This is a genomic window from Streptococcus mitis (assembly GCF_901542415.1).
GTDB lineage: Bacteria > Bacillota > Bacilli > Lactobacillales > Streptococcaceae > Streptococcus > Streptococcus mitis_BL.
Genome location: NZ_CABEHV010000004.1, coordinates 786,576 through 799,869, shown reverse-complemented (window position 1 = coordinate 799,869; position 13,294 = coordinate 786,576). Strand labels below are relative to the sequence as shown.

Here is a 13,294-nt window from a genome sequence, read left to right as displayed (position 1 = left end):
GAAGAAAGTTTTGGAAATCACCGTCCAATCCTTTTTTCTCCAGCAAAACATGATATAATAAGTTTGTTTGAAGAAGAGCTCTAGCTCTTAAACTTAGATAGGAGAAAACTATGCAAGCAGTTGAACATTTTATTAAGCAATTTGTTCCTGAACATTATGATTTATTTTTAGACTTGAGTCGTGAGACCAAGACTTTTTCTGGGAAAGTGACCATCACTGGTCAAGCACAGAGTGACCGCATTTCCCTTCATCAAAAAGACTTGGAAATCGCTTCTGTAGAAGTTGTAGGGGTAGCTCGCCCATTTACAGTTGACCATGACAATGAAGCCCTTCATATTGAACTTGCTGAAGCAGGTCAAGTTGACTTGGTTATTGCCTTTTCAGGAAAAATCACGGATAACATGACAGGTATTTATCCTTCATACTACACAGTTAATGGAGTGAAGAAGGAGGTCTTGTCTACTCAGTTCGAGAGCCATTTTGCGCGCGAAGCATTCCCATGTGTGGATGAGCCAGAAGCCAAAGCAACTTTTGACCTCTCTCTACGTTTTGACCAAGCAGAAGATGAATTGGCCTTGTCTAACATGCCAGAAATCGATGTTGAAAACCGTAAGGAAACAGGTATCTGGAAGTTTGAGACAACACCTCGCATGTCTTCTTACTTGTTAGCCTTTGTAGCAGGTGATTTGCAAGGTGTGACGGCTAAAACTAAAAACGGTACCCTCGTCGGTGTCTATTCAACCAAAGCCCATCCACTATCTAACCTTGATTTCTCACTGGACATCGCTGTTCGCTCTATCGAGTTTTACGAAGATTACTATGGAGTTAAGTACCCAATCCCTCAATCTCTCCACATCGCCCTTCCTGACTTCTCAGCTGGAGCTATGGAAAACTGGGGTCTTGTGACCTACCGTGAAGTTTACTTGGTTGTGGATGAGAACTCTACCTTTGCCAGCCGTCAACAAGTTGCCCTTGTTGTGGCCCATGAATTGGCTCACCAGTGGTTTGGTAACCTTGTTACTATGAAATGGTGGGATGACCTTTGGCTCAATGAAAGCTTTGCTAACATGATGGAGTACGTCTGTGTGGATGCTATTGAACCAAGCTGGAATATCTTTGAAGATTTCCAAACAGGTGGTGTTCCGTCTGCCTTGAAACGTGATGCGACTGATGGTGTTCAGTCTGTTCACGTAGAAGTTAAACATCCAGATGAAATCAACACGCTCTTTGACGGAGCTATCGTCTATGCCAAAGGAAGTCGCCTCATGCACATGCTTCGTCGTTGGCTAGGTGATGTCGATTTTGCCAAAGGTTTGCATGCCTACTTTGAAAAACATCAATACAGCAATACAATTGGTCGTGACCTTTGGGATGCTCTTGGTCAAGCATCAGGACGTGATGTCGCAGCCTTCATGGATTCTTGGTTGGAACAACCTGGTTATCCAGTTCTCACTGTCAAAGTTGAAAATGATGTCTTGAAGATTTCACAAAAACAATTCTTCATCGGTGAGCACGAAGACAAGAACCGTCTCTGGGTTGTGCCACTAAACAGCAACTGGAAAGGTTTACCTGATACACTCGAAACTGAAAGCATCGAAATCCCTGGCTACGCAGCTCTTCTTGCAGAAAACAAAACAGCACTTCGTCTCAACACAGAAAATACAGCCCACTACATTACAGACTATCAAGGAGACTTGTTAGATGCTGTTCTTGCTGACCTAGTTGAGCTTGATAACACAAGTAAATTGCAGATTGTTCAAGAACGTCGTCTGCTTGCTGAAGCAGGGCACATTTCTTATGCAGACTTGCTTCCAGTCCTTGATAAACTTGCTAAGGAAGAATCTTACCTTGTCGTTTCAGCTGTCTCTCAAGTAATTTCTGCCCTTGAGCGCTTTATCGATGAAGGAACAGAAGCTGAAGGAGCCTTCAAAGCCTTGGTTGCTAAATTGGCTCGTCACAACTATGGCCGTCTTGGTTTTGAAGCTAAAGACGGAGAATCAGATGAGGATGAGTTGGTTCGTCAGTTGGCTGTTTCTATGATGATTCGCTCAAATGATGCAGAAGCTAGTCAAGTCGCTAGCCAAATCTTCGCGGCTCACAAGGAGAATCTTGCAGGACTCCCTGCAGCTATTCGTTCACAAGTTCTGATTAATGAGATGAAACATCATGAGACGAAAGACTTGTTAGCACTTTATCTTGATACTTACACTCACGCAACAGATGCTGTCTTTAAACGTCAGTTGGCAGCTGCTCTTGCTTACAGTACAGATGCGGACAATATCCAAACCTTGATTATTTCTTGGAAGGACAAATTTGTGGTCAAACCACAAGACTTGTCTGCTTGGTACTTCCAGTTCTTAAGCCATCAAGCAACTCAGGAAACAGCATGGTCTTGGGCTCGTGAAAACTGGGCTTGGATTAAGGCAGCTCTTGGTGGAGATATGAGCTTTGATAGCTTTGTTATACTTCCTGCTCACGTATTTAAGACTCAGCAACGCTTGGCAGAGTACAAGGAATTCTTTGAGCCACAACTTTCTGACCTTGCTCTTAGCCGTAACATCGGTATGGGAATTAAGGAAATTGCAGCGCGTGTTGACTTGATTAACCGTGAAAAAGCTGCAGTGGAAGCAGTCGTTCTTCAATACGGAAATGCATAAATAAGCCTAAAATAAAAAGAAAACTCAGCTATCTCATGTAAAATGCAGAGAGTTGAGTTTTTTTTAAGGCAAATTTGGTATAATGGTTTTAATAAGGAGGAGTTTCTCATGATAAAAATCTTATTGGTTGAGGATGACCTAGGCCTGTCAAATTCAGTATTTGACTTTTTAGACGATTTTGCGGATGTCATGCAGGTATTTGATGGAGAAGAAGGTCTCTACGAAGCTGAAAGTGGCGTCTATGACTTGATTTTGCTCGATTTAATGTTACCTGAAAAAAATGGCTTCCAAGTCTTGAAAGAATTGCGTGAAAAGGGGATTACGACTCCAGTTCTGATCATGACCGCCAAGGAAAGTTTGGATGACAAGGGACATGGATTTGAACTGGGAGCGGATGATTATCTGACCAAACCTTTCTACCTAGAAGAACTCAAAATGCGGATTCAAGCCCTTCTCAAACGTTCAGGTAAATTTAATGAAAACACCTTGACTTATGGAAATATTGTGGTTAATTTGTCAACTAATACCGTTAAAGTCGAAGATACTCCTGTCGAATTGTTGGGGAAAGAGTTCGATTTATTAGTTTATTTCCTTCAAAATCAAAATGTTATTTTGCCTAAGACTCAGATTTTTGATCGTCTATGGGGATTTGATAGTGATACAACGATTTCGGTTGTCGAAGTCTATGTTTCAAAAGTCCGTAAGAAATTAAAAGGAACCACTTTTGCAGAGAATTTGCAAACCTTGCGCAGTGTTGGGTATATTTTAAAAGATGTTCAGTAAACTAAAAAAAACATGGTATGCGGATGACTTTAGTTATTTTATCCGTAACTTTGGTGTATTCACTCTGATTTTCTCTACCATGACTCTGATTATTTTGCAGGTCATGCACTCGAGTCTCTATACTTCGGTGGATGATAAGCTTCATGGACTAAGTGAAAATCCTCAAGCAGTTATTCAGCTTGCTGTAAATAGGGCAACAGAAGAGATTAAAGATTTAGAGAATGCCGCTACAGATACTAGCAAGACTGAGATAAAACCCAATGTCAGTTCCAACACAGAAGTCATTCTTTTTGATAAGAATTTTACCCAGCTCCTTTCTGGAAATCGATTTTTGGGATTGGATAAGATTAAGTTAGAGAAGAAAGAACTAGGACATATCTATCAGATTCAGGTTTTTAATAGCTATGGACAAGAAGAAATCTATCGTATGATTTTGATGGAAACCAATATCAGTTCGGTTTCAACCAATATCAAGTATGCAGCTGTCTTGATTAATACCAGTCAGTTGGAGCAGGCTAGTCAAAAGCATGAGCAATTGATTGTGATTGTGATGGCTAGTTTCTGGATTTTGTCTTTACTTGCCAGTCTCTATCTAGCTAGGGTCAGTGTTCGGCCCCTGCTTGAGAGCATGCAGAAGCAACAGTCCTTTGTGGAAAATGCCAGTCATGAGTTACGAACTCCACTTGCAGTTTTGCAAAATCGTTTAGAGACCCTTTTTCGTAAGCCAGAAGCAACCATTATGGATGTGAGCGAAAGCATTGCGTCTAGTTTGGAAGAAGTCCGAAATATGCGTTTTTTGACGACAAACTTGCTGAACTTAGCTCGTAGAGATGATGGGATTAAGCCGGAACTTGCAGAAGTTCCAACCAGTTTTTTCAATACGACTTTCACAAACTATGAGATGATTGCTTCTGAAAATGACCGTGTCTTTCGTTTTGAAAATCGGATCCATCGAACGATTGTCACAGATCAACTTCTTTTGAAACAACTGATGACCATCCTATTTGATAATGCCATCAAATATACTGAGGAGGATGGTGAAATTGATTTTCTTATCTCAGCGACTGATCGTAATCTTTATTTGCTAGTTTCCGACAATGGAGTCGGTATTTCAGCAGAAGATAAGAAGAAAATATTTGACCGCTTTTATCGAGTGGATAAGGCTAGAACCCGTCAAAAAGGTGGTTTTGGGTTAGGATTATCCCTAGCCAAGCAAATTGTAGATGCCCTAAAAGGAACCATTACTGTTAAAGATAATAAACCAAAGGGAACAATCTTTGAAGTGAAGATTGCCATCCACACACCATCTAAAAAGAAAAAATAAAAATATCGCTCCAGATGGGGCGATATTTTGGATTTATCTTCTACGTTTTTGTTTGATGATAAAGCGCTGAACTTTTAAGACAAGTAAGCTGGATCCGATTGCTGTAGCAAAGGCAAGAGCAGGTGATAATTTTAATGCTAAAAAGATAAAACTAAAGATAGCAATACAGATACAAAAAACAGCGATATTAACAAAAAATAGGATTTCCTTGAGATTAGCATCAGATTGCGCTTCAGGTGTATAATCTTGATAGCGAGGAACCTGCTGGTTTAATTCTTCTTGATAGTCTACCTCATAGGATTGTAATTTTCTTACGGGCATTATTCTCTCCTTAACAGTACATACCTATTTTATCATTTTTTCGGCAGGGAATTATTACAGAAAGGTTACAAAAAGAATAAAGTACCTTTTCATTTTCAAAGAATGGTTGATTTTGGAGAAATGTGGTATAATTTTCCTTATGGAAAAGATTATCATTACAGCAACTGCTGAAAGTATTGAACAAGTTGAACAACTGCTCGAAGCTGGCGTAGACCGTATCTATGTCGGTGAGAAAGATTTTGGCCTTCGTCTGCCAACAACTTTTAGTCATGACCAATTGCGTGAAATCGCTAAGTTGGTTCATGAAGCAGGTAAGGAATTGATCGTTGCGGTTAACGCCCTCATGCACCAAGATATGATGGACCGTATCAAGCCTTTCTTAGACTTTTTGGAAGAAATCAAGGCAGACTACATTACGATTGGGGATGCAGGTGTCTTTTACGTGGTCAACCGCGATGGTTATTCATTTAAGACCATCTATGATGCTTCGACTATGGTAACTAGCAGTCGTCAGATTAACTTCTGGGGACAAAAGGCTGGCGCATCTGAGGCTGTTTTGGCGCGTGAAATTCCATCAGCTGAACTTTTCAAAATGCCGGAGATTTTGGAAATTCCTGCTGAAGTTTTGGTTTATGGTGCTAGCGTCATCCACCATTCTAAACGTCCGCTCTTGCAAAACTACTATAACTTTACGCATATTGATGATGAAAAGACGCGTAAACGTGACCTCTTCTTGGCAGAGCCAAGTGACCCAGAGAGTCATTACTCTATCTTTGAAGACAATCATGGGACCCACATCTTTGCCAATAATGACCTTGATTTGATGACCAAATTAACAGAATTGGTAGAGCATGGCTTTACTCACTGGAAATTAGAAGGACTTTACACTCCGGGACAAAACTTTGTTGAGATTGCAAAACTCTTTATCCAAGCGCGTAGCTTGATTCAAGAGGGCAACTTTAGCCATGACCAAGCTTTCTTGCTGGATGAAGAAGTGCGTAAACTTCACCCTAAAAACCGTTTCCTTGATACAGGATTTTATGACTACGATCCTGACATGGTTAAATAAAGTAAATGATTCGTTGAGAGAAGGAAGAGGCAAACATTTCTTCTCTCAATTTTTCTTATTTCTTCACCATTTTTAAAAAATCAGTAGGCTAGGATGGATGCTTTGTTTACTGGAATTTTTCATACAAGTAACCTTCTTGAGTTTGAAAATTATCCTATGTTTGCAGGTGCCAAATGGCCCTTTTTTTGGTATAATTTTTTATAATGAAAACGATTGGTAATCGCTATGTTGTGGTTGATTTAGAGGCAACTAGCACAGGTAGTAAGGCTAAAATTATCCAAGTGGGAATTGTCGTGATTGAGGACGGAAAAATCGTTGATCACTATACGACGGATGTCAATCCACATGAACCTTTGGATGCTCATATTAAAGAATTGACAGGGATAACTGACAAACGTCTGGCGCAAGCACCTGATTTTTCGCAAGTTGCTAGAAAAATCTTTGACTTGGTGGCGGATGGGATTTTTGTGGCCCATAATGTTCAGTTTGATGCCAATCTTTTGGCGGAAAATTTATTTTTTGAAGGCTATGAACTAAGAAATCCTCGTGTTGACACGGTCGAATTGGCTCAGGTCTTTTTCCCTAAACTGGAAAAATATAGTTTGCCGATATTGTGTCGAGAATTAGGAATTCCTCTAAAACACGCTCACACAGCCCTTTCAGATGCCCAAGCTACAGCGGAATTACTTCTTTTTTTACGAGAAAAGATGGCCCAGCTTCCTAAAGGACTCTTGGAACGCTTGTTGGAAATGGCTGACGCCCTCTTATATGAGTCTTACTTGGTTATTGAGGAGATATTTCGCAACCAATTTACCCTGACTTCTTTAGACTTGGTTGAAGTTCAAGGGCTATATTTCAAGAAAACTACAGCTCCCCTGGAATCACGAAAACTATCTCAGGATTTTTCTAAAAATATTTCTCTGTTGAACCTTGAAGTGAGGGAGGAGCAAGAAAGTTTTGCTAAAGAGGTCGGTTTGCTATTGAAAGATGAGCCTGTCTCATTAATTCAAGCACCGACAGGGATTGGGAAAACCTATGGCTATCTCTTACCCGCTTTGTCCCAAGTAAAAGAGCGTCAGATTGTCCTTAGCGTTCCGACAAAGATTCTTCAAAATCAAATCATGGAAGAAGAAGGTAAACGTCTCAAGGAAGTATTCCATACAGATATTCATTCTTTAAAGGGGCCACAAAATTACCTGAAGTTGGATGCCTTTTATCGTTCCTTGCAGGAAAATGATGAAAATCGCTTATTTAGACGTTTTAAAATGCAACTCTTGGTCTGGTTGACTGAGACAGAGACAGGAGATTTGGATGAAATTGGGCAACTCTACCGTTACCAACATTTTCTAACAGACCTTCGTCATGATGGGAATTTATCATCCAAGAGCTTATTTATGACAGAAGATTTTTGGAAACGTAGTCAAGAAAGGGCACAAACCTGCAAGCTTTTAGTGACCAATCATGCCTATCTTGTAACCAGACTGGAAGATAATCCTGAATTTGTCAGTGACCGTTTATTGATTATTGATGAAGTTCAAAAGATTTTGTTAGCTCTAGAAAATCTGCTTCAAGAGACCTACGATATCCAGTCTATTATCGATTTGCTTGATAAGGCTTTACTGGAGGAGCAAAATAAGGTCCAACAACGAATACTAGAAAGTATTCGCTTTGAGTGCCTCTACTTGATAGAACAATTTCAGTCTGGCAAATCTAAGAAAAATATCTTAGATTCTCTTGCCAATCTCCACCAGTATTTTTCAGAATTAGAGATAGAAGGCTTTGGGGAACTGGTCCGCTATTTTACAGCTGACCGAGATTACTGGCTTGAAGCAACTGAAACGAGTCAAAAGAAAATTCAAATTTCTTCTACGAAATCAGGCCGTATTCTTTTATCTTCTTTAACACCTAATTCATGTCAAGTCTTGGGAGTGTCGGCCACTCTTGAGATTAGTCAGAGGGTTTCTTTGGCAGATCTTTTAGGCTATCCTGAAGCCAAATTTGTTAAGATTGAAGCACGGGGAAAACAGGATCAAGAAGTAGTCTTGGTCAAAGATTTTCCCCTGGTAACAGAAACCTCCTTAGAAGTTTATGCTCAAGAGGTAGCTGATTTGCTGATGGATGTTCAAGATTTCCAGCAACCGATTTTAGTTCTCTTTACTGCTAGAGAGATGCTTCTAGCAGTATCAGATTTACTTCCAGTTAGCCACTTGGCCCAGTATAAAAATGGGGATGTTCATCAGCTTAAGAAACGATTTGAAAAAGGTGAACAACAAATCCTGCTTGGTGCGGCAAGTTTCTGGGAGGGAGTTGATTTTTCAAGTCATCCTTTTGTGATTCAAGTTGTACCAAGACTTCCTTTCCAAAATCCTCAAGAGCCCTTGACGAAAAAGATTAATCAGGAACTGAATCAGGAAGGGAAAAATGCCTTTTATGATTATCAATTGCCAATGGCCATTATTCGTTTAAAACAGGCTTTAGGAAGAAGTATGAGACGCGAACACCAACGTTCCTTAACTCTTATTTTGGATAGGAGAATTGTCGGAAAGCGGTATGGCAAACAAATTGTGACTTCTCTAGCAAAAGAAGCGACTGTTAAAACCGTCTCTAAATCCGAAGTTGATGAGGCTATTGATAAATTTTTAAATGAACTTTGATAAATAGTATTGTATGAAAGTATAAGGTTAGTATATATGAAACGTTCTCTCGACTCTAGAGTCGATTATAGTTTGCTCTTGCCAGTGTTTTTTCTACTGGTTATTGGCGTGGTGGCTATTTATATAGCCGTTAGTCATGATTATCCAAACAATATTTTGCCCATTTTAGGGCAGCAGGTCGCCTGGATTGCCTTGGGGCTTGTGATTGGTTTTGTGGTCATGCTCTTTAATACAGAATTTCTTTGGAAAGTGACGCCCTTTCTGTATATTTTAGGCTTGGGACTTATGGTCTTGCCGATTGTCTTTTATAATCCAAGCTTAGTTGCATCAACGGGTGCCAAAAACTGGGTATCGGTAAATGGTGTTACCTTGTTCCAGCCGTCAGAATTTATGAAGATATCCTATATCCTCATGTTGGCTCGTGTGATTGTCCAGTTTACCAAAAAACATAAGGAATGGAGACGCACAGTTCCGCTGGACTTCTTGTTGATTTTCTGGATGATTCTCTTTACCATTCCAGTCCTAGTTCTTTTGGCACTTCAAAGTGACTTGGGGACGGCTTTGGTTTTTGTAGCCATTTTCTCAGGAATCGTTTTATTATCGGGGGTTTCTTGGAAAATTATTATCCCAGTATTTGTGACTGCTGTAACAGGAATTGCTGGTTTCTTAGCTATTTTTATCAGCAAGGACGGTCGGGCTTTTCTCCATCAACTGGGAATGCCGACCTACCAAATTAACCGTATTTTGGCTTGGCTCAATCCATTTGACTTCGCCCAAACAACCACTTACCAACAGGCTCAAGGGCAGATTGCGATTGGTAGTGGAGGGTTGTTTGGTCAAGGATTTAATGCTTCTAATCTGCTTATTCCAGTTAGAGAGTCGGATATGATTTTCACGGTCATTGCAGAAGATTTTGGCTTTATTGGCTCTGTCCTTGTTATTGCCCTTTACCTCATGCTGATTTATCGTATGTTGAAGATTACTCTTAAATCAAATAATCAGTTCTACACCTATATTTCCACAGGTTTGATCATGATGTTACTCTTCCATATCTTTGAGAATATCGGTGCTGTGACGGGCTTGCTTCCCTTGACGGGGATTCCCTTGCCTTTCATTTCGCAAGGGGGATCGGCTATTATCAGTAACTTGATTGGTATTGGCTTGCTTTTATCGATGAGTTATCAGACAAACCTAGCTGAAGAAAAGAGCGGAAAAGTTCCATTCAAACGGAAAAAGGTTGTATTAAAACAAATCAAATAAGGAGAAAATCATGGTTAAAGTAGCAGTCATGTTAGCTCAAGGCTTTGAAGAAATTGAAGCTTTGACAGTTGTGGATGTTTTGCGTCGTGCAAATATTACTTGTGATATGGTTGGTTTTGAAGAGCAAGTGACGGGTTCGCATTCCATCCAAGTAAGAGCAGATCGTGTCTTTGAGGGAGATTTATCCGACTATGACATGATTGTCCTTCCTGGCGGAATGCCTGGTTCTGCACATTTACGGGGTAATCAGGCCTTGATTCAAGAGTTGCAAAGCTTCGAGCAAAAAGGGAAGAAACTGGCAGCCATTTGTGCGGCACCAATTGCCCTCAATCAAGCAGGGGTATTGAAAAACAAGCAGTACACTTGTTATGACGGCGTCCAAGAGCAAATCCTTGATGGTCACTACGTCAAGGAAACAGTAGTGGTAGATGGTCATTTGACAACCAGTCGAGGCCCCTCAACAGCCCTTGCCTTTGCCTACGAGTTGGTGGACCAACTAGGAGGAGACGCAGAGACTTTACGAACAGGAATGCTCTATCGAGATGTCTTTGGTAAACATCAGTAAAACGGGAGTCAAACTCTCGTTTTTTTATGTGGAAAACTCAGGGAAATCATCGCTTTTTTCATAAAAAAATGCTATAATAAAGGGTATGAAATATCACGATTATATCTGGGATTTAGGTGGAACTTTACTGGATAATTACGAAACTTCAACAGCTGCATTTGTTGAAACATTGGCATTGTATGGCATCACACAAGACCATGATAGTGTCTATCAGGCTTTAAAGGTTTCTACTGATTTTGCGATTGAGACATTCGCTCCCAACTTAGAGAATTTTTTAGAAAAGTACAAGGAAAATGAAGCCAGAGAACTTGAACACCCGATTTTATTTGATGGAGTTTCTGATTTATTGAAAGATATCTCCAATCAAGGTGGCCGTCATTTTTTGGTTTCTCATCGAAATGATCAGGTCTTGGAAATTTTAGAAAAAACCTCTATAGCAGCTTATTTTACAGAAGTGGTGACTTCTAACTCAGGCTTTAAGAGAAAACCAAACCCTGAGTCCATGATTTATTTAAGAGAAAAATATCAAATTAGTTCAGGCCTTGTCATTGGTGATCGATTAATTGATATCGAAGCCGGGCAAGCTGCAGGACTAGCTACCCACTTGTTTACCAGTATCGTGAATTTAAGACAAGTATTAGACATGTAAGAAAAAGGAAAAAGATGACAGAAGAAATCAAAAATCTGCAGGCACAGGATTATGATGCCAGTCAAATTCAAGTTTTAGAGGGCCTAGAGGCTGTTCGTATGCGTCCAGGGATGTATATTGGGTCAACCTCAAAAGAAGGTCTTCACCATCTAGTTTGGGAAATTGTTGATAACTCAATTGATGAGGCCTTGGCGGGATTTGCTAGCCATATTCAAGTTTTTATTGAACCAGATGATTCGATTACTGTTGTTGATGATGGACGTGGTATCCCAGTCGATATTCAGGAAAAAACAGGTCGACCTGCCGTTGAGACTGTCTTTACAGTCCTTCATGCTGGAGGAAAGTTTGGCGGTGGCGGATATAAGGTTTCAGGTGGTCTTCACGGAGTAGGGTCTTCAGTAGTTAATGCCCTTTCCACTCAATTAGACGTTCATGTCCATAAAAACGGTAAGATTCATTACCAAGAATACCGTCGTGGTCATGTTGTCGCAGATCTTGAGGTGGTTGGAGATACGGATAAAACTGGAACAACAGTTCACTTTACACCGGACCCAGAAATCTTTACGGAAACAACAACTTTTGATTTTGATAAATTAAATAAACGGATTCAAGAGTTGGCCTTTCTAAATCGCGGTCTTCAAATCTCCATCACAGATAAGCGCGAAGGTTTGGAACAAACCAAGCATTACCACTATGAAGGTGGGATTGCTAGCTACGTTGAATATATCAATGAGAACAAGGATGTAATCTTTGATACACCAATCTATACAGACGGTGAGATGAATGATATCACAGTTGAGGTAGCCATGCAGTACACAACGGGTTACCATGAAAATGTCATGAGTTTCGCCAATAATATTCATACACATGAAGGTGGAACGCATGAACAAGGTTTCCGTACAGCCTTGACACGTGTCATCAACGATTATGCTCGTAAGAATAAGTTACTGAAAGACAATGAAGACAACCTAACAGGGGAAGATGTTCGTGAAGGATTAACTGCTGTTATCTCAGTTAAACACCCAAATCCACAGTTTGAAGGACAAACCAAGACCAAATTGGGAAATAGCGAAGTGGTCAAGATTACCAATCGTCTCTTCAGCGATGCATTTTCTGATTTCCTCATGGAAAATCCACAGATTGCCAAGAGAATTGTGGAAAAAGGAATTTTGGCTGCTAAGGCTCGTGTGGCTGCCAAGCGTGCGCGAGAAGTCACTCGTAAAAAATCTGGTTTGGAAATTTCCAACCTTCCAGGTAAACTAGCAGACTGTTCTTCTAATAATCCTGCCGAAACAGAACTCTTCATCGTCGAAGGAGACTCAGCTGGTGGGTCAGCCAAATCTGGTCGTAACCGTGAATTTCAGGCAATCCTTCCGATTCGTGGTAAAATTTTGAACGTTGAAAAGGCAAGTATGGATAAGATTCTTGCTAATGAAGAAATTAGAAGTCTTTTCACAGCGATGGGAACAGGATTTGGCGCAGAATTTGATGTTTCAAAAGCCCGTTACCAAAAACTCGTTTTGATGACCGATGCCGATGTCGATGGAGCCCACATTCGTACCCTTCTTTTAACCTTGATTTATCGTTATATGAAACCAATTCTAGAAGCTGGTTATGTCTATATTGCCCAACCACCAATCTATGGAGTCAAGGTTGGAAGTGAGATTAAAGAATATATCCAGCCAGGAGCAGACCAAGAAATCAAACTCCAAGAAGCCTTGGCCCGTTATAGTGAAGGTCGTACCAAACCGACTATTCAGCGTTATAAGGGTCTAGGTGAAATGGACGACCATCAGTTATGGGAAACAACCATGGATCCCGAACATCGCTTGATGGCTAGAGTTTCTGTGGATGATGCTGCAGAAGCAGATAAAATCTTTGATATGTTAATGGGGGATCGAGTAGAGCCTCGTCGTGAGTTTATCGAAGAAAATGCTGTCTATAGTACACTTGATGTCTAAAAAATAGGGAGAAGTAGTTCCCTTGGTATAAAAAATATGATATAATCGTTA

Annotated in this window: 10 protein-coding genes; 9 read left to right on the top strand and 1 reads right to left on the bottom strand. The window is 40.3% G+C overall.

The features are described from left to right. Window positions 1–110: 110 nt before the first annotated feature. The 3 genes from FQT24_RS04135 (at window position 111) to ciaH (ending at window position 4,764) form a co-directional block, all read left to right on the top strand. A complete protein-coding gene (locus FQT24_RS04135; RefSeq protein WP_143952258.1) occupies window positions 111–2,657 on the top strand; it encodes a M1 family metallopeptidase in 2,547 nt (848 codons plus the stop codon). Window positions 2,658–2,765: 108 nt separating this feature from the next. Next, complete coding sequence (gene ciaR, locus FQT24_RS04130; RefSeq protein ID WP_000590639.1) at window positions 2,766–3,440, top strand: two-component system response regulator CiaR; 675 nt, start codon at window positions 2,766–2,768, stop codon at window positions 3,438–3,440. Then, window positions 3,430–4,764 carry a two-component system sensor histidine kinase CiaH gene (ciaH, locus tag FQT24_RS04125; protein ID WP_084947592.1) on the top strand — a complete coding sequence of 445 codons (1,335 nt, stop codon included), beginning with the start codon at window positions 3,430–3,432 and terminating at the stop codon, window positions 4,762–4,764. The genes ciaR and ciaH overlap by 11 nt, the downstream gene beginning before the upstream one ends. 33 nt (window positions 4,765–4,797) lie before the next feature. Here the strand turns inward: ciaH and FQT24_RS04120 are convergent, their stop codons facing one another. Next, a complete protein-coding gene (locus FQT24_RS04120; protein WP_143952257.1) occupies window positions 4,798–5,085 on the bottom strand; it encodes a DUF3270 domain-containing protein in 288 nt (95 codons plus the stop codon). 139 nt (window positions 5,086–5,224) lie between these two features. Between FQT24_RS04120 and FQT24_RS04115 the strand changes: the two genes are divergently transcribed. The 6 genes from FQT24_RS04115 to gyrB all read left to right on the top strand — a co-directional run bounded on the left by FQT24_RS04115 (window position 5,225) and on the right by gyrB (window position 13,243). Further along, window positions 5,225–6,154, top strand: coding sequence for a peptidase U32 family protein (locus tag FQT24_RS04115; RefSeq protein ID WP_143952256.1), 930 nt, complete (start codon window positions 5,225–5,227; stop codon window positions 6,152–6,154). A gap of 203 nt (window positions 6,155–6,357) precedes the next feature. Continuing rightward, the gene (locus FQT24_RS04110) at window positions 6,358–8,808 is read left to right on the top strand and encodes a bifunctional DnaQ family exonuclease/ATP-dependent helicase (protein WP_143952255.1); all 2,451 of its coding nucleotides are present in this window, start codon (window positions 6,358–6,360) and stop codon (window positions 8,806–8,808) included. Between the two features lie 36 nt (window positions 8,809–8,844). Then, entirely contained in the window at window positions 8,845–10,068 is a 1,224-nt protein-coding gene (locus tag FQT24_RS04105) for an FtsW/RodA/SpoVE family cell cycle protein (RefSeq protein ID WP_143952254.1), read from the top strand. Between the two features lie 10 nt (window positions 10,069–10,078). Continuing rightward, complete coding sequence (locus tag FQT24_RS04100; protein WP_143952253.1) at window positions 10,079–10,633, top strand: DJ-1 family glyoxalase III; 555 nt, start codon at window positions 10,079–10,081, stop codon at window positions 10,631–10,633. Window positions 10,634–10,718: 85 nt separating this feature from the next. Next, complete coding sequence (locus tag FQT24_RS04095; RefSeq protein ID WP_185952541.1) at window positions 10,719–11,282, top strand: HAD family hydrolase; 564 nt, start codon at window positions 10,719–10,721, stop codon at window positions 11,280–11,282. Between the two features lie 14 nt (window positions 11,283–11,296). After that, complete coding sequence (gyrB, locus tag FQT24_RS04090; protein WP_143952251.1) at window positions 11,297–13,243, top strand: DNA topoisomerase (ATP-hydrolyzing) subunit B; 1,947 nt, start codon at window positions 11,297–11,299, stop codon at window positions 13,241–13,243. Window positions 13,244–13,294: the final 51 nt, after the last annotated feature.

What these genes read in the sequence shown, in the direction of transcription:
- ciaH (WP_084947592.1), top strand. Translation starts at nt 3,430, where the DNA reads ATGTTCAGTAAACTAAAAAAAACATGGTATGCGGATGACTTTAGTTAT.
- FQT24_RS04110 (WP_143952255.1), top strand. Translation starts at nt 6,358, where the DNA reads ATGAAAACGATTGGTAATCGCTATGTTGTGGTTGATTTAGAGGCAACT.
- FQT24_RS04095 (WP_185952541.1), top strand. Translation starts at nt 10,719, where the DNA reads ATGAAATATCACGATTATATCTGGGATTTAGGTGGAACTTTACTGGAT.
- gyrB (WP_143952251.1), top strand. Translation starts at nt 11,297, where the DNA reads ATGACAGAAGAAATCAAAAATCTGCAGGCACAGGATTATGATGCCAGT.
- FQT24_RS04100 (WP_143952253.1), top strand. Translation starts at nt 10,079, where the DNA reads ATGGTTAAAGTAGCAGTCATGTTAGCTCAAGGCTTTGAAGAAATTGAA.
- FQT24_RS04105 (WP_143952254.1), top strand. Translation starts at nt 8,845, where the DNA reads ATGAAACGTTCTCTCGACTCTAGAGTCGATTATAGTTTGCTCTTGCCA.
- FQT24_RS04120 (WP_143952257.1), bottom strand. Translation starts at nt 5,085, where the DNA reads ATGCCCGTAAGAAAATTACAATCCTATGAGGTAGACTATCAAGAAGAA.
- FQT24_RS04115 (WP_143952256.1), top strand. Translation starts at nt 5,225, where the DNA reads ATGGAAAAGATTATCATTACAGCAACTGCTGAAAGTATTGAACAAGTT.
- ciaR (WP_000590639.1), top strand. Translation starts at nt 2,766, where the DNA reads ATGATAAAAATCTTATTGGTTGAGGATGACCTAGGCCTGTCAAATTCA.
- FQT24_RS04135 (WP_143952258.1), top strand. Translation starts at nt 111, where the DNA reads ATGCAAGCAGTTGAACATTTTATTAAGCAATTTGTTCCTGAACATTAT.